The organism is Marisediminicola antarctica, from assembly GCF_009930795.1.
Taxonomy (GTDB): Bacteria; Actinomycetota; Actinomycetes; order Actinomycetales; family Microbacteriaceae; genus Marisediminicola; species Marisediminicola antarctica.
On sequence record NZ_CP017146.1, the window covers coordinates 2,621,470 to 2,640,830 of the forward strand.

Annotated in this window: 19 protein-coding genes; 7 read left to right on the forward strand and 12 right to left on the reverse strand. The window is 66.6% G+C overall.

The features are described from left to right. The first annotated feature begins 21 nt into the window (after positions 1 to 21). Both BHD05_RS12220 and BHD05_RS12225 read left to right on the forward strand, forming a co-directional pair. Positions 22 to 1,146: a glycoside hydrolase family 15 protein gene (locus BHD05_RS12220; protein ID WP_161886677.1), complete on the forward strand. Its 1,125-nt coding sequence runs from the start codon at positions 22 to 24 to the stop codon at positions 1,144 to 1,146. Beyond that, a complete protein-coding gene (locus BHD05_RS12225) occupies positions 1,143 to 3,389 on the forward strand; it encodes a glycoside hydrolase family 31 protein (protein WP_161886678.1) in 2,247 nt (748 codons plus the stop codon). The genes BHD05_RS12220 and BHD05_RS12225 overlap by 4 nt, the downstream gene beginning before the upstream one ends. A gap of 102 nt (positions 3,390 to 3,491) precedes the next feature. Here the strand turns inward: BHD05_RS12225 and BHD05_RS12230 are convergent, their stop codons facing one another. Continuing rightward, positions 3,492 to 4,052, reverse strand: coding sequence for a hypothetical protein (locus BHD05_RS12230; protein WP_161886679.1), 561 nt, complete (start codon positions 4,050 to 4,052; stop codon positions 3,492 to 3,494). 203 nt (positions 4,053 to 4,255) lie between these two features. Between BHD05_RS12230 and BHD05_RS12235 the strand changes: the two genes are divergently transcribed. Then, the gene (locus BHD05_RS12235; protein ID WP_161886680.1) at positions 4,256 to 5,185 is read left to right on the forward strand and encodes an aldo/keto reductase; all 930 of its coding nucleotides are present in this window, start codon (positions 4,256 to 4,258) and stop codon (positions 5,183 to 5,185) included. An 8-nt stretch (positions 5,186 to 5,193) separates the two neighbouring features. Here BHD05_RS12235 and BHD05_RS12240 read toward each other — a convergent pair whose 3' ends face one another. From BHD05_RS12240 to BHD05_RS12275, 8 genes are read right to left on the reverse strand one after another with little or no spacing between them, the layout of a single operon-like run. Next, positions 5,194 to 6,618: an NADH-quinone oxidoreductase subunit N gene (locus tag BHD05_RS12240; protein ID WP_161886681.1), complete on the reverse strand. Its 1,425-nt coding sequence runs from the start codon at positions 6,616 to 6,618 to the stop codon at positions 5,194 to 5,196. Between the two features lie 13 nt (positions 6,619 to 6,631). Continuing rightward, positions 6,632 to 8,122, reverse strand: a complete 1,491-nt coding sequence (locus BHD05_RS12245; protein WP_161886682.1) for a complex I subunit 4 family protein — start codon at positions 8,120 to 8,122, stop codon at positions 6,632 to 6,634. Positions 8,123 to 8,125: 3 nt separating this feature from the next. Next, on the reverse strand, positions 8,126 to 10,057 hold the full coding sequence (locus BHD05_RS12250; protein ID WP_161886683.1) for a proton-conducting transporter transmembrane domain-containing protein: 1,932 nt from the start codon (positions 10,055 to 10,057) through the stop codon (positions 8,126 to 8,128). Continuing rightward, positions 10,054 to 10,356 (reverse strand): NADH-quinone oxidoreductase subunit NuoK, encoded by a 303-nt coding sequence (gene nuoK, locus BHD05_RS12255; protein ID WP_161886684.1) that lies wholly within the window; start codon positions 10,354 to 10,356, stop codon positions 10,054 to 10,056. Before nuoK ends, BHD05_RS12250 begins: the two co-directional genes overlap by 4 nt. Then, positions 10,353 to 10,916 carry an NADH-quinone oxidoreductase subunit J gene (locus tag BHD05_RS12260; RefSeq protein WP_161886685.1) on the reverse strand — a complete coding sequence of 188 codons (564 nt, stop codon included), beginning with the start codon at positions 10,914 to 10,916 and terminating at the stop codon, positions 10,353 to 10,355. Before BHD05_RS12260 ends, nuoK begins: the two co-directional genes overlap by 4 nt. A gap of 2 nt (positions 10,917 to 10,918) precedes the next feature. Further along, complete coding sequence (locus BHD05_RS12265; protein ID WP_161886686.1) at positions 10,919 to 11,854, reverse strand: complex I subunit 1 family protein; 936 nt, start codon at positions 11,852 to 11,854, stop codon at positions 10,919 to 10,921. After that, positions 11,847 to 13,031: a hypothetical protein gene (locus tag BHD05_RS12270; RefSeq protein ID WP_161886687.1), complete on the reverse strand. Its 1,185-nt coding sequence runs from the start codon at positions 13,029 to 13,031 to the stop codon at positions 11,847 to 11,849. The genes BHD05_RS12265 and BHD05_RS12270 overlap by 8 nt, the downstream gene beginning before the upstream one ends. Next, positions 13,022 to 13,372 (reverse strand): NADH-quinone oxidoreductase subunit A, encoded by a 351-nt coding sequence (locus BHD05_RS12275; protein WP_161886688.1) that lies wholly within the window; start codon positions 13,370 to 13,372, stop codon positions 13,022 to 13,024. Before BHD05_RS12275 ends, BHD05_RS12270 begins: the two co-directional genes overlap by 10 nt. 132 nt (positions 13,373 to 13,504) lie before the next feature. Here BHD05_RS12275 and BHD05_RS12280 point away from each other — a divergent pair, with 132 nt between their 5' ends. The 4 genes from BHD05_RS12280 to lgt all read left to right on the forward strand — a co-directional run bounded on the left by BHD05_RS12280 (position 13,505) and on the right by lgt (position 16,524). Then, entirely contained in the window at positions 13,505 to 13,918 is a 414-nt protein-coding gene (locus BHD05_RS12280) for a DUF6153 family protein (RefSeq protein ID WP_161886689.1), read from the forward strand. A gap of 91 nt (positions 13,919 to 14,009) precedes the next feature. Next, entirely contained in the window at positions 14,010 to 14,609 is a 600-nt protein-coding gene (locus tag BHD05_RS12285; protein WP_161886690.1) for a DUF305 domain-containing protein, read from the forward strand. A gap of 242 nt (positions 14,610 to 14,851) precedes the next feature. Further along, the gene (locus tag BHD05_RS12290; protein ID WP_161886691.1) at positions 14,852 to 15,667 is read left to right on the forward strand and encodes a beta propeller repeat protein; all 816 of its coding nucleotides are present in this window, start codon (positions 14,852 to 14,854) and stop codon (positions 15,665 to 15,667) included. Positions 15,668 to 15,669: 2 nt separating this feature from the next. Beyond that, positions 15,670 to 16,524, forward strand: coding sequence for a prolipoprotein diacylglyceryl transferase (gene lgt / locus BHD05_RS12295; RefSeq protein WP_161886692.1), 855 nt, complete (start codon positions 15,670 to 15,672; stop codon positions 16,522 to 16,524). A gap of 27 nt (positions 16,525 to 16,551) precedes the next feature. On the opposite strand, the gene BHD05_RS12300 is transcribed toward lgt, so the two are convergent. The 3 genes from BHD05_RS12300 to BHD05_RS12310 all read right to left on the reverse strand — a co-directional run bounded on the left by BHD05_RS12300 (position 16,552) and on the right by BHD05_RS12310 (position 19,135). Continuing rightward, the gene (locus BHD05_RS12300; RefSeq protein ID WP_202614213.1) at positions 16,552 to 17,142 is read right to left on the reverse strand and encodes a DUF305 domain-containing protein; all 591 of its coding nucleotides are present in this window, start codon (positions 17,140 to 17,142) and stop codon (positions 16,552 to 16,554) included. Between the two features lie 251 nt (positions 17,143 to 17,393). Beyond that, a complete protein-coding gene (locus BHD05_RS12305; protein ID WP_236966749.1) occupies positions 17,394 to 18,110 on the reverse strand; it encodes a hypothetical protein in 717 nt (238 codons plus the stop codon). Between the two features lie 2 nt (positions 18,111 to 18,112). Continuing rightward, a complete protein-coding gene (locus tag BHD05_RS12310; RefSeq protein WP_161886694.1) occupies positions 18,113 to 19,135 on the reverse strand; it encodes a TerC family protein in 1,023 nt (340 codons plus the stop codon). Between the last annotated feature and the right edge of the window lie 226 nt (positions 19,136 to 19,361).

Here is a 19,361-nt window from a genome sequence, read left to right on the forward strand (position 1 = left end):
ACCACCGTTCCTGGAGCACTCATGACCCTCGCCCCGCCCACCGATCACCGATCCATCGTCGACACCTCGATCGACGTCATCGCGAGCCTGCAGCAGTCGAGCGGCGCCTATCCGGCGTCCCCCGACTTCTCGGCTTACACCGGCTTCAGCTGGTTTCGCGATGGCGCGTTCATCGCCGACGGGATGTCGGCGGCGGGGCAGGTCGACTCTGCGAACCAGTTCTTCGATTGGTGTGGAGGGATCCTGGGCCGGTACCGCCCGACGGTCGACGAGATCGTCGGGCGGGCCGCCGGCCCCGACCCGATGGCTGGCGAGGCGATGATGCCGGCGCGGTTCCACTTCGACGGCACCATCGGCGTCGAGGAGTGGGGCAATTTCCAGCTCGACGGCTACGGCACCTGGGTGTGGTCGGTAGTCGCGCATGCCGACAGGCACGCGCTCCCCCTTGCCCCCTGGGCCGACGCGATCATCGCGAGCTGCGAGTACCTCGCGAGCTCGTGGAACCGCGAATGCTGGGACTGGTGGGAGGAACACCCCGAGCGCATCCATGTCTCCACTCTCGGATGCGTCGGAGCAGGCCTTCAGGCCGGGCTCGCGTCAGGGCTGCTGGAGCCGGAGCTGTCCGACGCCGCCGCCGAGGCGGTGCGCGGCATCCGCAGGCTCATCGACGAGCACGGCACACACAACGGCCACCTCGTGAAGTGGCTCGACGAGCCGGCCGTCGACTCGAGCACTCTCGCGATCATCGCCCCGCTCGGTTTCATCGACCCGACAAGCGAGCTCGCGACACGCACGATCGAGGCGGTACGCGATCAGCTCGAGGTCGACGGTGGAATGCACCGGTTCGCCGACGACACCTTCTTCGGCGGCGGCCGCTGGCCACTGCTCACCTGCTTCCTCGGCCTGTGCCTGCTCGAACGGGGGGACGTCTCCGGCGCGGGACGCGCGCTCGACTGGGCCGCGTCGACCGCCCTCCCCGATGGCAGCCTGCCCGAGCAGGTGAGCGGTCACCTTCTGCACCCCGAGTTCGAGCAGTTCTGGATCGACAAGTGGGGACCGGTGGCGACACCGCTGCTGTGGAGCCATGCCATGTTTTTGCGTCTCGACGCCGCCCTCAGCGCGCACCGTACGGCGGCGCAGTCGTGATCCGGCACACCGCCGGAGGATCAGGGCACCCGTACTCGGTCGATACCGAACAGCGCGAACCATTCGCCCCCGTCTCAGGCGAACCCGTTCGTCTCGGCGTTCGAGCCTCCGCCGACATCATCTCCGTCGTCTGCAGCCTGAACATCACGTCGGCCACTGGAGAGCGGACGACACGTGACGTCGACCTGTCGCCCACCGCCAATTCGTCGCGCGGCCGCACGGTTGACGGCGGGCACCTCGCATCCGCCCAGGCTCGGCTGTCCCGCGCCCAGGGTGGCTGGTCGGTCACTATTGACGGCCTCGGCGCCGGTGATCGTGTCGACTACCGGTTCACCGGCACCTCCCAGACCGGCACGACAAAGCGCACACGATCATTCGGCACGCGGGTCGCCGCCTGGCGCGATGCACCCGGCGCCCTCGCGGTGTCCGGTACAGCCGAGCGCGTCGCCCCTGGCAGCATCAGCGTGCTCGACGATGGCGAACGGATCGTTCGGGTGCGGTTCGCGTTACGGCTCTCCACTGGCGAGCATGTCGCCGGCTTCGGCGAGCGCTTCGACGCCATCGACCACCGGGGGCACAGCCTCGACTCGGTCGTCTTCGAGCAGTACAAGAGCCAGGGCGCCGAGCGGAAGACCTATCTCCCCATGCCGTTCGCGCACGTCATCGGCGGCGACGGGTGGGGATTCCACGTACGCACGAGCCGCCGAGTCTGGTTCGACATCGGCCAGGCCGACCCCGACCTCCTCATCGTCGAGGTGGAGGCGGATGCACCGTCCGACAGCGACACCATCGTCGAGCTCTCCCTCTTCTCTGGCACGCCTACCGACGTGCTCTCGCAATTCCTTGCCGAGGCGGGCGGACCGGAGGAACTACCCGACTGGGTCTTCTCCCTCTGGGCGAGCGGCAACGAATGGAACACCCAGGCCGAAGTCGAGCGGCAGATGGCTCTGCACCGCGAGCACCGCATACCCGTGGGCTCGGTGGTTATCGAGGCGTGGAGCGACGAAACCACGTTCACGGCGTTCCGTGACTCGGCCTACGAGGTGAACGAGGATGGCGCACCCCACAGGCTCGCGGACTTCAGCTTTCCCGAGGAGGGCGCGTGGCCCGACCCGAAGGGGATGGTCGACGCGCTGCACGACGACGGCGTGCGCGTACACCTCTGGCAGATTCCCCTTGTCAAGCTCCGCCCGCACCCCCGCGGGCAGGCCAGAGCGGACGCGCGTTCGGCCATCGCGCAGAACGCCGTGATCGCCCAGCCCGATCCGTCCGGCGGCACCAGACCGTACCGCAACCGCGGCTGGTGGTTCCCTCTCTCCCTCATGCCCGACCTCACCGACGACGGGGCGGCGAAGTGGTGGACGGAGAAGCGGCGCTACCTCGTCGACGAGATCGGAATCGACGGGTTCAAGACCGATGGCGGCGAGCACGCGTGGGGCGACGAGCTCGTCTATCTCGACGGCCGACGCGGCGACGAGAAGAACAACCTGTTCCCCGTGCACTACGCGAAGGCGTACGGCGATCTCCTTCGCTCCTCGGGCAAGGCCCCGGTCACCTTCAGCCGGGCCGGGTTCACCGGGTCACAATCGCACGGCGCATTCTGGGCGGGCGACGAAAACTCCACCTGGGACGCATTCCGCTGGTCGATGCTCGCCGGGCTCTCGGCGGCGGCATCCGGAATCGTCTATTGGGGCTGGGACATCGCCGGGTTCTCGGGTGACATTCCCGATGCGGAGCTGTACCTGCGGGCCATGGCGGCCTCGGCGTTCGTGCCGATCATGCAGTACCACTCCGAGTTCAACCACCACAGGACACCCTCCGTCGACCGCACCCCGTGGAACATTGCCGAGCGCACGGGCGATGAGCGGGTCATCCCGGTCACCCGCTCGATCGTGGAGTTGCGCGAACGATTGCGCCCGTACCTCGCGAATCAGGCGCGGGCGACGATCGCGACTGGTGCCCCGCTGATGCGCCCGCTGTACTTCGACTCTCCGCTCGACGAGGAGGTGTGGAGCCACCCGCTGCAGTGGACCCTCGGCAACGACCTCCTGGTCGCGCCGGTCGTCGCACCCGGCGTCGACCGCTGGTCGGTGTACCTCCCCGAGGGCGAGTGGGTGGACACCCGCGACGGGTCGGCGCACGGACAAGGACTCGTCGAACTGGATGCTCCGCTCGACAGCGCCGTCGTGCTGTGCCGTGCGGACGCGTGGAACTCGGGCCTGCGCGAGGTGTTCACGGGGTGACGACGCCACGAATCCTGATGTGAAGGCCACCGACAAAACTCGGTCCGCACGCCAGAACCGCCCCCCGCCAACATTCGGCGCGGGGCGGTTCAGGCGTGTCTGCTAGTTGATCTCGCCGCAGCTCACGGGGAGAGTGGCTACGTACTCAGATTCGACGAAGCCGCCGTGCAGCACGATCGCCTCGTCCGAAAGGTCGAGCAGGTCGCCGTCGACGGTGAACGTGGCCTTGTAGTTGATGGTGCCGTTCTCGGCCATCGGGAATGCCTCGAGCGGCAGCAGAATGGGGCCGTAGAAGGGCAGGCCGTCTGCGAGGTCGAGAATGCCGTCCGGCCCGGCGGCGGAGGCCGGAGGACAGGTAGCGTTGGCGTTGCCGTCCAAGCCGTGGATGTGCTGCGGGTGCAGGGCGTTCGGAACGAGTCCCGTTGCGCGGATCTTCACCTTCAAGGTGTCGCCCTTGAGGACGAGGATGGCCTGGCCCTCGACTCCGGAGCTGTTCAGCTCGTTGAGGTCGACTTTGTAAACCTGGGCGCCCTGCGACATACCACCTCGGTCGGGCATGCCGTTCGAGCCTGAAGCGGATGCGGGGCCGGCACCGAGGGCGGCGATGCCCAGGCCGAGCGAGAGAGAGAGTGAGATCGCACGAGTTCGAGTGAGACGTGACATGTGAGACAACCTTCGTTCGACGTTCGATGGAGGATGACGCTTTACCCCCTGAGTCTGGTTTGGTCGCCAGCAGGTACTCCACCCCATTGAATCGACTCCCCCGTATGACTAGCATGCCCCCCTTTCAGGGCACACGGCCCAGGCAATGCCCGTAAGCCGGCCCGTGCATGTGTTGCGCAGGGAGCGGCGCGCAGGATGGGGACATGAAATCGCAGACTCTCCCGAACACGAACCTCGAAGCATCCAGCGTCATCCTGGGGCTGATGAGGATCTCCTCGATGACCGATGGAGAGATTCGCTCTCTCGTGAGCGCTGCCCGCGACGCAGGCATCAATTTCTTCGACCACGCCGACATCTACGGAACGGAGACGCACGAGTGCGAGAAGCGCTTCGGTGACGCCGTGACGTTCTCCGCTGCCGAGCGCGCGGCCGTGACGATTCAGTCGAAGGTCGGTATCCGCTCCGGATTCTGGGATTTTTCCACCGAGCACATTCTTCAGTCCGTGGACGACTCCCTTGCCGCACTGCAGACGGATTACCTCGATCTCTTGTTGCTCCACCGCCCCGATGCGCTCGTGGAGCCCGACGAGGTGGCTGCGGCGTTCGACGCGTTGCAGCGCTCCGGCAAGGTGCGCAATTTCGGCGTGTCCAACCACACCCCGGGGCAGATCGATCTTCTCAAGAGCTCGGTGAGCCAGCCGCTGGTCGTGAACCAGGTGCAGCTCAGCCTCACGCACGCGCCGATGATCACCGCCGGCATGTCAGCCAACATGGCCGGTCTTGAGCAGTCCGTTGACCGCGGCAACGGCATCATCGACTACTCCCGCCTCAACGGGATCACCCTTCAGGCGTGGTCGCCGTTCCAGAAGGGATTCTTTGACGGGATCTTCCTCGGCGACCGGGAGACGTATTCGGCGCTCAACGACGTCATCGACGAGCTCGCGGCGAAGTACGAGGTCGCTCCCGCGGCTATTGCCGTCGCGTGGATAACCCGGCACCCCGCCGACATTCAGGTCGTGCTCGGCACCACGAACGTCTCACGCCTCACCGACGCCGCCGCCGGCGCCGACGTGCGGCTCACCCGCCCGGAATGGTACCGCCTGTTCACGGCCGCGGGCCACGTGCTCCCGTAGCACGCTGGTCACCCCAGGAGCGTCGTGCCGAATGCGGTCAGTATCGGCCCCGCGGCGATCCCGATGACGAGCACGGTCAACGCGCCGGTGACGGCAGCCCGAGCAGCCCAGCTCGGCTCCGACACCGGCGCTTCGGCATCCCACCGCCCCCGCGAGAGAATCGGGGCGAGCCAGCGCAGGTAGTAGAACAGGCTCGCCACGGTGTTGATCGCTGCGACGACGACGAGCCAGGCGAGGCCGCCGTCCCAGGCCGCGGTGAAGGTGCTGAGTTTGCCGACGAACACCGCCGTCGGCGGGGTACCGGCGAGTCCGAGCAGGCTCACGACGAGAGCTCCGGCGAGCCACGGGTGCGCCGCCGCGGCGCCGCGGTAGTCCTCGATCGAGCGGCGGGTCGGCAGTGCGCCGACGACCGCGAACGCGGTGATGTTCGACGCCGCGTAACCCGCGAGGTAGAGCAGGAGTGACGGCAGGGCGAGATCGGCATTGCCCGCAACCGCGACGGGCAGCAGCAGATAGCCCACCTGGCTCACCGTCGACCAACCGAGAAGGCGCCTCACGTCCGTCTGCCAGAAAGCCGCAAGGTTACCGAGTGTCATGCTCGCCGTGGCGAGGATGGCGACCAGTAAGGGCCACTCGACAGCGCCTGAGCCAGACCCGTCGGGAAGCATTTCGAAGAAGCGATAGGCCGCGATCAGTGCGCCGAGCTTGGGAATGGACGTGAGGAACGCCGCGACCGCCGTTCCCGATGCCTGCGTCGCGTCGGGCACCCAGAAGTGGCCGGGAACCCCGCCCGCCTTGAACATCAATCCCGCGACGACCCCGACGATCCCGGCGAGGACCGCCGCGGGCGGTGCATCGCCGAGCGTCGACCGCAGTTCGGAATACGACGTGCTTGCGCCGACTCCGTAGAGGATAGTGACCCCGAGCAGCAGTGCGATGCCCATGATCGCGCCGATCAGGTAGGTCTTAAGGGCGGCCTCAGCCGCGCCGGGCGAGCGGCTCATGCCGACGAGGGCATATAAGGGAATGCTCGCGAGCAGGTAGCCGGCGGCGAGAACGAGCAGGTCGTTCGCTCCCGCCATCGCGATCGCGCCGAGCGCAGAGAGCATCATCAGCGAGTAAGTTTCGCTCTCTCTCGCGCTTCCGCCGAGCTCCTCGACGCCGAGTACGAGAACGAGGATCGTGGCGAGCGGGATGATGATCCGCGCTGCCCCGGTCGCGACGTCGACCGCGAAACCGCCTTCGAAAATCGTCATCGCGGGGGAGGTCATCCCGGCCACCGCCGCCGCGGCAGCCAGCAGCAGCGCGACGATCGCGACAGATCGTGTTACCCCCTGCCGGTCCCGGGGAAGGAACGACCCCGCAAGCAGGACGATCACCGCGCCGGCGAGAACGAGGATCTCCGGGAGCAGCGCGAGGGTATCCCGTTGCATATTCACGAGGACGCTACCGGCTGACGAGTTCGATGACGACGGATGACGCGGGCTCGATGACATCCAGCAGGAAGCGCGGCACGATTCCGATGATCACGGCCAGGAGCAGAAGCGGCGCGATCGCAATGATCTCCCGCCGGTCAAGGTCATGGAATCCATCGGACAGCCCCCGAGTCTCGCCCATGAGCATCCGCTGCAACGCCCGCAGGAACATCGCGGCCGTGATCAGGATGCCCGGAAGGGCGAACGCGGTCAATGGAACGGGACCGATGCTGCCGGCGAAGATCTGGAACTCGGCGATGAAACCGCTGAAACCGGGCAGCCCGAGGGAGGCGAACGCCGCGACCACGAAGAAGGCGGCGTAGCGCGGCGCCGGGGCCGCGAGTCCGCCGTAGGAGCCGATGTCGTAGCTGCCCTTGCGGTCGTAGAGCACCCCTGCGAGAAGGAAGAGGGCGCCGGTGATGAGTCCGTGGCTCACCATCTGCACGACGGCGCCGGTGATCGCGACCTCCCTCGCTTGAGCAGCGCTGTCGCTCACGACCCCCGCTGCGCCGACCGCGAGCACCACATAGCCCATGTGATTGACGGAGGTGTAGGCGATCATCCGCTTGAAGTCGGTCTGGGCGAGCGCGACGAGTGCCCCATAGAGCACCGAGATCACGCCGATCACGACGATCAGCCACGCCCAGTCTCGCCAGGCGTCCGGCAGCATGGGCATGGCGATGCGCACGAAACCGTAGGTGCCCATCTTGAGCAGGATGCTCGCCAGCACGACCGAACCGATCGCCGGAGCATCCGTGTGGGCGGGCGGCAGCCAGGTGTGGAATGGGAACGTTGGCGTTTTGATGGCGAGGCCGATGAAGACGGCGGCGAGCACGAGTCCGCCGACGACGGGCTGGTCGCCGAACGGCGGGTTTTGCGCGAGCTCGACCATATCGAAGGTCTTCGCCTCGGAGCCGAGGTAGAGGCCGATGAACCCGACGAGCAACGCGAGCGAGCCGAGGAAGGTGTACAGGAAGAACTTCAGCGCCGACCGTGCCGCGTTGCCGTGCCCCCAGCCGGCAATGACGAAGTACATGCCGACGATCGAGAGGTCGAAGAATACGAAGAAGAGGATGAGGTCCTGCGCCGCGAAGACACCAAGGCTCGCCGTCTGGAGGAAGAGGAACAGAGCGGCCTGCGAGCGGGGCCTGTCGGTGTCGCGAAGCGCGAAGACGGCACAGACGACAAAGATGAGCGACGTGAGCGCGACGAGCGGCAGCGACAGCCCGTCGAGGCCGAGGTGATAGCTGCTGCCGACGTTCGGAATCCACGGCAGCTGCTCCTCGAAGGCCAGACCCCCCGCACCCGGGTCCCGGTAGGACACCCACAAGCCGACCACCAGGGCGAGGTCGAGGAGTGTGACGACAAGCCAACTCCAGCGGGCCGCGGCATCCGTGATGCGGGGCATCACAGCGAGCACGATCGCCGCGAGCACGGGGAGGAAGATGACAAGGCTGAGCATGGGTTACCTCACGAGAAGGATCAGGACGAAGACGACGGCCAGGGCGATGGCGATCTGGGCGTAGTACTGGTGGATCTGGCCGGTCTGCGGGCGCCTCGCGAGCGTGCCGAGGCGTCGCAGCTGGCGGGCGAGGCCCTCGACGGCGCCGTCGATGCCCCGGATGTCGGCGCGCGCCGCACGCGAACCCGCACGTGTCCCAGCGTGCGCGGTCGCGTCGACTGCAGCATCGAGCGCGGTGTCGTCGAATCTCGCGAGCCGACGTGCGCTGGCGACGGCGGCGCGCGCGGATCGATGCAGGCCGCGGTCGAGGATGCGGTCGTCGAATCTCGCGAGCGCTTCGCTCAGCGCGAGCGTCGGGAGCACCACGACGAGGTGGACGGCTCGCTCGAGTCCCAGCCAGTTCACTGCCCAGGGCGGCCGCGGGAGCCCCCGTCGAAGCGCCACCGCGACAAGGGCGAGCATTGCCAGCGCCAGCACCGCCGAGCCGGCGAGCTCAACCGCGCCGGGTGTCGCGGTCCCGCTCTCCCCCACCATCGCCTTCAGCCGCTCGCTCACCTGGGGCAGCGCCAGCAGTCCGAGCAGTGCCGCACCGGCCGCGAGCACGGCGAGCGGGAGCCGTTCCCACCGTCCGATGTGACGGGTTCCCGGCTGCTCGTCGTCGAGCCCCGCCTCGGTCGCGTCATCCGCTCGCCCCCAGACGATCAGGAGCGCCTTGCCGGAGTAGACCGCGGAGAGTGCCGCCGCGCTGAGGCCGACGATGTAGAGCACGGGGCTCGTCTCCAGGGCGACGGCGAGCAGTTCGTCTTTGAGCGCCCAGAGCGAGAGCGGCGCAATGCCCGCGAGTGAGAGTGCCCCGACGGTGAACAGCACGCCGACGAGCGGCCACCGCCGAGCGGCGCCGCGGAGCGCCGACAGCTGCTTGGTGCCGAGAGCGGCAAGCCACGCGCCCGCCACGAGGAAGAGCAGCGCTTTGGTGGAGGCGTGCGCGACGAGGTAGCCCGCACCGCCGGCGATCGACCCCACCCCGGCCGCCAGCACGACGAATCCCAGTTGGGCGGCGGTCGACGCCGCGAGCAGCTGCTTGAGATCGCGTTGGGCGACCGCGACCGTGCCGAGCAGCAGGGCGGTGAGCGCTCCAATCCACGCCACGGTCATCCCCGCCCAGACCGTCGCCTCGAGCAGCGGCGCCACCCGCAGCAGCAGGTATCCGCCCATCGCCACCATCGCGGCCGAGTGCAGCAGTGCACTGACCGTGCTCGGCCCTTCCATCGCGCGTGACAGCCAGGAGCTGAACGGCAGTTGCGCGGCCTTGCCGAGGGCGGCCGCGATGATGCCGGCGGCGATGACGTCTCGCCACGGTGAGGACGCGGCCGGCAGATCGGCGAGCGCGAGACCCGCGCCGCCCATCAGCGCGGCGCCCGCGGCGAGATAGAGGCCGAGATCGCCCGCCCTCGTCATCGTGAAGGCGACGAGCCCCGCCTGCACGCGCCGGTCATCCCGCCAGTGGAAGCCGATGAGCGCCCACGACATCGCACCCATGATCTCCCAGGCGAACAGCAGAGCGGGGAGCGTCGTCGCGGTCACGGTCACCGCGACGGCGGCGGCGAAGATCAGCATGAGGCCGTGGAAGCGTTCCGGTGACTCCGTTCCCTCGGCGGCCGCGAAGATCAGCACGAGCAGGGTCACGATCGCGACGGCCGGAAGCACCAGGGCGGAGAGCCCGTCGACAGCAAGCCCGATCGGCGCGCCGGCGATGAAGGGGATCTCGAGCGCAGGGCGCGTGAAGGTGACGGCCACGGCGAGCGCGGCCGTCACGGTCGCGGTCGTGAGCGAGACCGGGATCGCGGCGGCCCGTGCACGCGGTCCGGCGAGGCAGAGCGAGATTCCGGATGCCGCGGGCAGCAGCACCACGAGGACGAGGGCGAGCCCGCTCATCCGGAGAGGTCCGTCGCCGAGTCGGTCATGTCTGATCCGCGGGACCGGTGCAGCAGGGTCGCGACGGCGAAGCCCATCGCCATCTCCACCGTCATCGCGGCGATCACGATGAGCAGCAGCACCTGGCCGTCCGGGGCGGGCGCGAGAAACCACCAGAAGGCGCCGGCCGCGAGGATGACTCCGTTGAGCATCAGCTCGAGTCCCATCATGACCATCACGACCACCTGTTGGGACAGCGCACCATATAGGCCGACACAGAACAGCGCGGCGGCGACGAGAAGAACGGCTTCGAGTGTCATCGCCCGAGCCCTCCCCGCATCGGATCGTTCGGCGTGCCGCGCTTGAGGTCATCGCCCCAGCGGTCATACCGCCCGCGCGGGTTGGCGATCACGAGGCCGGCGATGATCGTGGCAAACAGCACGGGGCTGATGGTGAGCATCGCGAGCATCTTGGGCCCCATGATCGCCTCGCCGAGCGAGGCGGTGAGGTCGGCTGCGGGTGCACCCACGCGGGCGGGCCACGGGATGAGCAGGGCTCCCGCGGCCAGCAGCACGAAGGTTCCCACCGCCAGCACCGCCGACCAGCGTTTGCTGTGGGTCATGTCCATCGGCATCAGGGCCGGGTTCATCCCCATGTACATCACCATGTAGACAGCCATGATCGCCATCTCCATAACCATCATGAGAATCGTGATGATGCCGATGTACTCGAGACCGGCCATCACGAGCATGATCCCGACGGCGATGAACGAGACCGCGAGCGCGTAGGTGGCCCGCGCCATCGAGTCGACCACGAAGACCGCGACACCGGATGCCACGGACACGAACGCGAGCGCCCAGAACAGCAGGTCGACCAGCATCCTCAGCTCCCCACGGCGATGATCGCGACGACGAGCACCTGCAGGAGCGCCGCAGGCAGCACGATGATCCAGGCCACCTCGGCGAACCGGTCGGGGCGGATCGTGGGCACCCTGTGGCGGATCGCGACGAAGGCCGCGAGCACGAGCGCGGTCTTGACGATCGTCCAGAGCCAGTCGGGCAGCAGCGGACCCGCTCCACCGCCGAGGAAGAGCGGCACCGCGAACGCGGCGCCCGCAGCGAGCACCGCGTAGCGGCCGGTGAGGATGAGCAGCCTGTCGACGCCGGAGACGTCGGCGAGAAAACCGCCCGCAATGTCCCGCCCGGCACCCGTCGCGAACGGCCCCCAACTCGAGAAGGCGATGACGCTGCCGCAGAAGATGACGAACGCGACCGGCATCCAGATCACGAACCACAGGTCGTGCTGGGCCGCGACAACGTCGCCGACCCGCAGGCTGCGGGCGGCGACCGCCGGCGTGATCAGCGCAAACATCAGCGGCAGCTCATACGAGACAGCGAGCGACAGGAAGCGATAGCCCCCCACGAGCGCGTGCGCGCTGTTCGCCCCCCAGCCGATGAGCCAGAACAGCGCCCAGATCATGACGTCCATCGTGTTGAACCAGACGACGCCGACGTCGAGATCGGCGAGGGTCCACGGCCCGAGCGGGATGACCAGGATCTTGAGAATAGCGACAACCAGGAGGCCACCAGCACCGATCCGCCACAGCAGCACATCGGCCGCGACGGTGACCTGTCGTCTCTGCCTCAGCAGCCGTGCCACCTGGGCGAACGGGGCACCCGCTCCTGAGCGGACCGGGCGACCGGCCGACCGGGCCACGAGCGCACCATTCAGCCCGGCTCCCGCGAGGGCGAACAACAGGAGGGCGAGCGGCGCCAGCACCGCCCAGGCCGGGCTGACCTGCACGATGGGCTCAGTCATGAGAGTGCTCATGGGTTTCTCTGAGAGCGGCGGTGTCGAGACCGAGGCCGGCGATGAGCAGGCGCGCGGTTCCGAGATCCGTTCCGCGGAGCAGGTCGGGCAGGGCGTCGAGCGCGTCCTGCGCCTCCTGCGCCTCCTGCGCCCGATTGGCATCGTGCGCCGCGATCGGCCCCCCACCGGGGATGGTCCCGGCCAGCTCAGCAGCCTCGCGGAGCCAGCCGATCAGGCGATGACGGATGCTGAGGTCCGCGCCGTCGTCGCGGGTCGCGGAGCCTGTGAGCTTCAGTCCCTTCAGCGACCAGCGCAGCAGCGTCGAGCGCTCGACGCGTCGGCGCAGCCGATCGAGTGCCGCGCCATGATCAGTGAGGTCCGCGCCCCGCAGCGAGTCATCACGCAGCCGGCGCGCGTTCTGCTCGGCAGCCTGCCAGCCGGCGAGTGCGAGTAGCTGCGAGGCCTGGTCGCAGAGCCGGATGATGCGCCGGCGAGCGTCCACGACATCCGTCATCGCTTGCTCCGACGCTTCCGTCGGTGCGGACGCCGCCTGGAGGATCCGGGCCTTGGCGCTCACGATCACGTCACCCTGCAACACACAATCCACCACGAGGCCGGCCGGCCAGTGGGGCAGCACCGGACCGAGCGGAACGTTGAGCATGTCCATCTCGAGTCCATCGCGGTCGTCGCCTCCACCGGCCAGCGGGATGCCGCCGGGCATCGGCATGTCCATGGCTCCGTGATCCATGTCTCCGTGATCCATGTCCTCGTGATCCATGTCCTCGTGCGACATGCCTTCGTGCTCACCGGCATCCGGTGTCGGATCCTCGGCAGCGACGGGCTGGGATCTCGCGCGGGCGTCCTCGCGTTGCCGTGAATCGTCGACGAGGTGCGCCACTGCTCCATCGAGCAGTGCCGGCAGCGCGGCTGCCGTGGTGACACTCACCCGGGTGCGTGGTCCCGGCAGCTGATTCCACACGAGATCGCATGCCGCCCGGAGCTCGTCGCCCGGTATCCCGCACACGGCGAGCAGGTCGGCGTCGGCCGGGGAGAGAGCGACACTCCAGCCTCGACGGCCGAGCTCGGCCTCGAGCAGCATCCGCGACTCGTCCGAGCCCGGCACCTCAACGACGAGGACACGCACGCTCGTGGAGGCCCACCGGGCGAGCACTGAGGTCACACCCATCTCAGCGATCCTTCCCGCCAGGCCCACACGACTCCCACCATGAGCAACCCGAGGAAGACGAACATCTCGATGACTGCCGTGGGACCCTCGCTCGCCACGACGACGGCCCAGGGGTACATGAACAACATCTCGACGTCGAAGGCGAGAAAGATGATCGTGAGCGGATACCAGCGAGCGTGGTAGCGGGACAGAGCGTGCTGTTCGGGCATCCAGCCGGACAGGAACGGCGTGGTCACGAGCGGCTCCGATGACACCGACGTTGTCCGGGCCACAAGGTAGAGCACGCCGATTCCGGCCAATGCCGCTCCAAGGATCACTGCGACGCTGAGATAAGCCGACACTGGTCCTCCTCATCGCCGTGCGCTCAGGGCAATTTATCAGCTACGAGAACCTGGCTGGGAAATACTCCCACCGTGGTGGCCTACGATCGTGCAAGCAAACAAGGGCGGATGAACGGCGAAATGTTTCGGGTTATGGCAGGTGCACGACGGCAGCATGTCTCCGTCACCGCAATGATCGTCATTGCGGCCGTGCTGTTCGGAATCCTCGCTATGCACACGATGATCAGCTCAGCTGCTGCCCCGTCGGCCCATTCATCGGTCGCGACGGCGAACGCCGCGTCCGAGGACGGTGCGGCAGCGGCATCCGGATCTCACGAATTGCCGGCTGAAGCGGCCTGCTCCGCCAGTTGCATGCCGGATTGGATGCTTGTCGGAATGGCGTGTGCAATCGGCGTTTTCGCGGTCCTTGTCGCGCTCCTGCGTCACAGACCGGATCTGCGGCGGCTGATGATTTTGCCCCTCGCACGTGTCATCCGCATTGCCGGCACTCGGGTCTCCGTGCCGCGGACACCATCACTGGAAGCCCTCTCGATCAGTCGAGTCTGATGTATCAGTCGCGCCCGCTCCCGGGTGCGATAGAGCGCCGTCTTTGCGGCACCCCCGATACATCCATTTCTACTGATTGGCACGATCACACATGTTCAACAAACGCATTCTCCTCGCCGTCGTCGGCGTTCTCGCCGCCTCCCTCACCCTCAGCGCCTGTTCTACGGGCACCTCGGACACCGGAAGCGACTCCCCCGGATCGTCATCCGACGCCGCCGCGACGTTCAACGACCAGGACGTCTCGTTCGCTCAATCCATGGTCGTGCACCACAGTCAGGCCATCGATATGGCGCAGGTGATTCTCGACAAAGACGGCATCGAACCGCGCGTCACCGAACTCGCGCAGGACATCAAAGATGCCCAGGGGCCCGAGATCGAGCAGCTGAACGGTTTCCTCGAGCAGTGGGAAGCTCCGTCCGAGATGGAGGGCATGGACGGCATGGACGGCATGGACGGCATGGCCGGCACAATGTCGGAGCAGGACATGGCGGACCTGGAAACGGCGACCGGTATCGAGGCGAGCCGGCTGTTCCTCGAGCAGATGACCGTGCACCACGAGGGCGCGGTGGAGATGGCGCAGGTGCAGGTTGATGAGGGCGAGGATCCGGATGCCACGGCTCTCGCCCAGAAGATCATCGACGACCAGAACGCCGAGCTCGAGCTGATGGACGAGATTCTCGCGACGCTGTAAGCGCCCGCGTCGAGTTCCGACGCCGCATCGGGGTCGCCGTGATTCAGCACGCGGCGACCCCTCCCTCGCAGTCCGCACGCATCACGGTGCGTCGATTCCCAAGGATGACAATGAAATCCACAGCACCACGACCATTCACTAGCTCGCTTACCACGCGCGTCGCCGCAATCGGCGTAATCACTCTCTCGCTCACGGCCTGCACCGGTTCGAATCCTCCTGGTGCGGGCGCGCCCGATTCTGAGATGCCGCCACAGTCCCAGCCCGCGGTATTCGGACATGTCCACGGTCTCGGCGTCGACTCTGTGACCGGTGTCGCCTATGCCGCGACCCACGGTGGCCTGTTCGAGCTTCCCCCTGCCGGTGCCACCCCGATCGCGGCCGCCGACCTCGGTGATCCGATTGCCGGTCGGGCCCAGGACACGATGGGGTTCACGATCGATGGGCGGCAGATGTTCGGATCTGGACACCCCGATCCCGCTGAACAGTCCGCCACCCCGAACCTCGGTTTCATCACGAGTAATGACAGCGCCCAGACCTGGCAGACACTGTCGCTCGGCGGCGAAGCCGACTTCCATGACATCGAGGTGGTCCGTGACGCAGCAGGCGCCCTGAGCGTCTATGCCGTCGATGCCCGCACCGGACAGATAACGACCAGCACTGACGGAGGAGTGACCTGGCACTCGGGCGCGGACGTCATCATGCGCGATCTCACTGCTGACCCAGCATCCGGCACCGTGTATGCGACCACCGAGCAAGGCCTCGCGGTGAGCGACGATGACGGCGCAACCTTCGAGGTCGATCCCGACGCGCCGGTGATGTACCTCATCGATTGGGTCGACGGCCCGTCGGCTGACGGACTAGTCGGAATCGACCCTGACGGAACCGTGTGGACGAGGATCGGCGCCGAGGACTGGCAGAAAAGAGGGTCGGTCTCCGGCGATGCCGAGGCCATGGCCTACTCCCCCGTCCCGCAACCCGTGCTGCTCGTGGCGGATGCGCGAGGCATCGTCACCAGCGACGACTTCGGTGCCACCTGGCTGGCGGTGGTGGAACGATGACGATGCTTCCGTTTCTGATCCCCAGCCCTGACATCAGCTACTTCGATCTGGGGCCGGTCCGCATCCGTTTCTACGCCTTGTTCATCCTTGCCGGCATTGTGGCGGCAGCCTGGATCACATCTCGCCGGTTGAAGAAGGCCGGCGCCGACAGCGAGGCGGCCGTGGATGTCGTGATGTGGGCAGTCGTTTTCGGAATCGTTGGCGCTCGGATTTATCACGTGCTGACCCATCCGGCCGACTATTTCTTCCCCGGCGCAGATTTGCTGAGAACGCTCTACATCTGGGAAGGCGGCATCGCGATTTTCGGTGCCGTGACCTTCGGCGCCATCGGCATCTACATCGGAACGAGGCGTGCCGGAATCCCGTTCCTCGTCTACGCCGACGCCCTTGTTCCCGGACTGCTGCTGGCGCAGGCAATCGGACGACTCGGGAACTACTTCAACCAAGAACTGTTCGGCTCACCGACGACGCTGCCCTGGGGGTTGCAGATCGACCAGACCAGCCCCGCTTTTCCGCCTGGGCTTGCGGCAGACACCCTGTTCCACCCCCTGTTCCTCTACGAACTGTTGTGGAACCTCATCGGCGTCGGCGTGATTCTGCTCGCGTCGCGACACAAAGCAATCGGCAGCGGAGTCGCGCTCGGCACCTACCTGATCTGGTACGGCATCGGTCGGGCCTGGTTTGAGTCGTTCCGCCTCGACCCGACCGAACTGGAGGTCTTCGGCATCAAGGCGAACATCATCACCGCCGTCATCGCCGCCGCCGTGGGAATCACGCTCATCGTCATCCGGAATCGGCGCGAGACGGCGCATCCGGATGCGCCCTTGCCGGGCGCGACGGGAGCCATCCCGAGATAAACCGAATCACAGGTGGCCTGTAGTCGGCTAGGGGCTCGCCTCGAACTCCGGAACGGGTCGCTCGTCAGCCTCGTCCGGCGTCGTGACTACGCCGTTCTCCTCGATGTCTTCGATGAGCCAGGTCATCTCGGCGATCTCCTTGCGCTGCGCCTCGATGATGTCATCCGCGAGTTCGCGGACCCGGACGTCGTCGATGTCGGCGCGTTCGCTGGTCAGGATCGCGATCGAGTGGTGTGGGATCATGCCCTTCATGTACGCCTGGTCGTCCACGAACACCTGCGACCGGGACAGGCCGAGCGCCACGCTTCCCAAAACCAGTGCGCCCAGGATGATCGCGACGTTGATCTTGACGTTTTTGTACATCATCGCCCACATGAAGCTCAACATGATGATCGCCATGGCGGCGCCCATCAGCAGGGCCATGTAGACGCGTTCCTCGCTCCAACGCACGTGGTCAATGCTGAACGAATTGGTATAGGTGAGCACGAACATCACCACGGTGGAGGTGGCGATCATGGCACCGAAAATCAGGTACATGCGTCGTTCGCGCCGGCGGGCGTTCGTCTCACTGTTATCGCTGTCGGACTGGACTGTTCGATCCTCGTTCTGTGAACTCATGGTCAGGCCTTTCCGTCGCTCTCCGTTGTGGGAGGACTCCTCCGATGTCGTTGTGCTTGTGGCAGGAACTCAGAATTTTAGGCGAGAGGAGCCTTGCATTTCAAGCAGGTTGTGGGCGCTGGCCATCGCGACTCGGTCGGAGGCCCTGTCACGATTCCGGGGTCGCAACTACGTCCACAGGGGACAGAGCCGACTCGATGGAGCGCGAGGATTCGTGGCCATCGCCGAGACCCGCCATCGCATGTGTACGCTCAGCGGCCGAAAAAGTCACCGAGCCCAGGAAGGTTGAAATCGGATCCGAATTCGCTCAGCTGATCTCCCAAGCCCGAGACGGTTTCGCCCGCGCTGGCCGCCAACTCGCCCATGCCCCCGGTGAGGCCCTCGAGGTCGATGCCGCTCGCCAGGGCGTCGAAATCGACTCCGAAGTTCGCCGCTTGCTCGAGGAGGGGGCCAGCGACGGAGCTGACGACGGCTCCGCCGGCAACCGCGGCAAGAACACCGCCTGCGGCTAGTCCCGCTCCCGCGGCCGCGCCGCCCAAAAGCGCTCCACCGCCGATGCCGCCGGCCGAGCGCGCATTGTGTCCTCCGGCGCGGGCGAGGAGGCCTTGGAGGGTGCCGGGGCGGCTGGCCTCCGTTCGGGCGGCCGCACGTGCGAGGTCGTTGGCACCTGAGGTGCCGGGACGCTCGTGGGCGGGGAGTTCTGCGCGCATCCGCTGTTGGATCTGATTGCGCTGCGGTGGGGTGAGGCGCTCGAATGCCTCGCGGTGCACCTGCTCGATCTGGTGCGGGTCGGCGGTTTGCAGGAGGTAGTCGTAGCGAGCGATCGCCGCCCGATCGGCGTTGTCGATCGCCCCGGATGTCGCGGCGGAATCGGGTCGACGAGGCTGCGGAGAGTGCGCGCGTGGCTCGTCCGGGCGGCCGTATGAGTCGAGGGCCCTCTGAGCGAAGCCGGTGAGTTTGGAGAACATGCTCACTTGGAGTGTTCCTTCCGGGTTGAGTGGTCAATCGGCGTGGGTGTGCCCGAACGCGAGCTGTCTCCACGGGTCTTGAGCAGGCTCGCGACGGTGGCCACGGTAATCGTGGCGCCGATGAAGAGCAGGGAGAACGAGATCGGGATCTCGGGGACCCACAGGAGCGGCTGGCCGCCGTTGATGAACGGCAGCTCGTTCACATGAAGGGCGTGGAAGACGAGCTTCACGCCAATGAAGGCCAGGATGACCGCGAGACCCTGCGCGAGGTAGACCAAGCGCTCGAGCAGCCCGCCGATGAGAAAGAAGAGCTGCCGCAGCCCCATGAGCGCGAACGCGTTCGCCACGAACACGATGTACGGCTCGCTCGTGAGCCCATAAATGGCGGGGATGGAGTCGACCGCGAAGATCAGGTCGACGAAGCCGATGGCGACGATGGTGAGCAGCATTGGCGTGATGAACCGCTTGCCGTTCTTCTTCACGGTGAGCTTGTCTCCGTGGTACTCGTCAGTCACGGCAACGTGGCGTCGCACGAAGCGCATCAAGCGGTTGTTGGCCGGGTCAGTTTCGTGGTTCGAGAATGCCTGCCGGTAGGCCAACACGAGCAGCAGTGCGCCGAAGATGTAGAAGATCCACGACAGGTTCTCGATCAGTGCCGCGCCGATGGCAATGAATCCGCCACGGAGGATGAGCGCGATGACGATGCCGATCATCAGCACCTTCTGCTGGTAGATCTTCGGCACCGCGAACGCGCTCATGACCAGCAGGAAAACGAAGAGGTTGTCGATCGAGAGTGCCTTCTCGGTGAGGTAGCCGGCGAAGTACTCCCCACCGAAGGTCCATCCGGAGGTCACACCGACGCCGACGCCGAACAGCAGCGCGAGACCGATGTAGAACGCCGACCAGCGGGCCGACTCACCGATGGTGGGCGCGTGCGGCGTGCGCACGTGCGCGTAGAACTCGTACACGCAGAAGGCGATCGTCACGGCGATGGTGATGATCCAGATCAGGGGTGTGATCTGCATGAGGAGCTCCAGAGGGATTGGCGTGAATAGGGCGCCAAGGTCTCCTCCGCTCTGATCACATCAGAACCGGCGGCCCGGAATGCAACAATGCATTCGTATTGACGGGCCGACCGCAGACGGGAGTACTCCCCTTGATTTGGTCAACTGTACAAGACAACTGCCCGATCGCTGACACCGGTAACCGCGGTCTCAGGATTCAGCGCCCATAAGCGGCAATCATCACAAG

Coding starts and splice junctions, on each gene's coding strand:
- BHD05_RS12220 (WP_161886677.1), top strand. CDS start 22: ATGACCCTCGCCCCGCCCACCGATCACCGATCCATCGTCGACACCTCG.
- BHD05_RS12230 (WP_161886679.1), bottom strand. CDS start 4,052: ATGTCACGTCTCACTCGAACTCGTGCGATCTCACTCTCTCTCTCGCTC.
- BHD05_RS12235 (WP_161886680.1), top strand. CDS start 4,256: ATGAAATCGCAGACTCTCCCGAACACGAACCTCGAAGCATCCAGCGTC.
- BHD05_RS12240 (WP_161886681.1), bottom strand. CDS start 6,618: ATGCAACGGGATACCCTCGCGCTGCTCCCGGAGATCCTCGTTCTCGCC.
- BHD05_RS12245 (WP_161886682.1), bottom strand. CDS start 8,122: ATGCTCAGCCTTGTCATCTTCCTCCCCGTGCTCGCGGCGATCGTGCTC.
- BHD05_RS12250 (WP_161886683.1), bottom strand. CDS start 10,057: ATGAGCGGGCTCGCCCTCGTCCTCGTGGTGCTGCTGCCCGCGGCATCC.
- nuoK (WP_161886684.1), bottom strand. CDS start 10,356: ATGACACTCGAAGCCGTTCTTCTCGTCGCCGCCGCGCTGTTCTGTGTC.
- BHD05_RS12260 (WP_161886685.1), bottom strand. CDS start 10,916: ATGCTGGTCGACCTGCTGTTCTGGGCGCTCGCGTTCGTGTCCGTGGCA.
- BHD05_RS12265 (WP_161886686.1), bottom strand. CDS start 11,854: ATGACTGAGCCCATCGTGCAGGTCAGCCCGGCCTGGGCGGTGCTGGCG.
- BHD05_RS12270 (WP_161886687.1), bottom strand. CDS start 13,031: ATGGGTGTGACCTCAGTGCTCGCCCGGTGGGCCTCCACGAGCGTGCGT.
- BHD05_RS12280 (WP_161886689.1), top strand. CDS start 13,505: ATGGCAGGTGCACGACGGCAGCATGTCTCCGTCACCGCAATGATCGTC.
- BHD05_RS12285 (WP_161886690.1), top strand. CDS start 14,010: ATGTTCAACAAACGCATTCTCCTCGCCGTCGTCGGCGTTCTCGCCGCC.
- BHD05_RS12290 (WP_161886691.1), top strand. CDS start 14,852: ATGCCGCCACAGTCCCAGCCCGCGGTATTCGGACATGTCCACGGTCTC.
- lgt (WP_161886692.1), top strand. CDS start 15,670: ATGCTTCCGTTTCTGATCCCCAGCCCTGACATCAGCTACTTCGATCTG.
- BHD05_RS12300 (WP_202614213.1), bottom strand. CDS start 17,142: ATGAGTTCACAGAACGAGGATCGAACAGTCCAGTCCGACAGCGATAAC.
- BHD05_RS12305 (WP_236966749.1), bottom strand. CDS start 18,110: ATGTTCTCCAAACTCACCGGCTTCGCTCAGAGGGCCCTCGACTCATAC.
- BHD05_RS12310 (WP_161886694.1), bottom strand. CDS start 19,135: ATGCAGATCACACCCCTGATCTGGATCATCACCATCGCCGTGACGATC.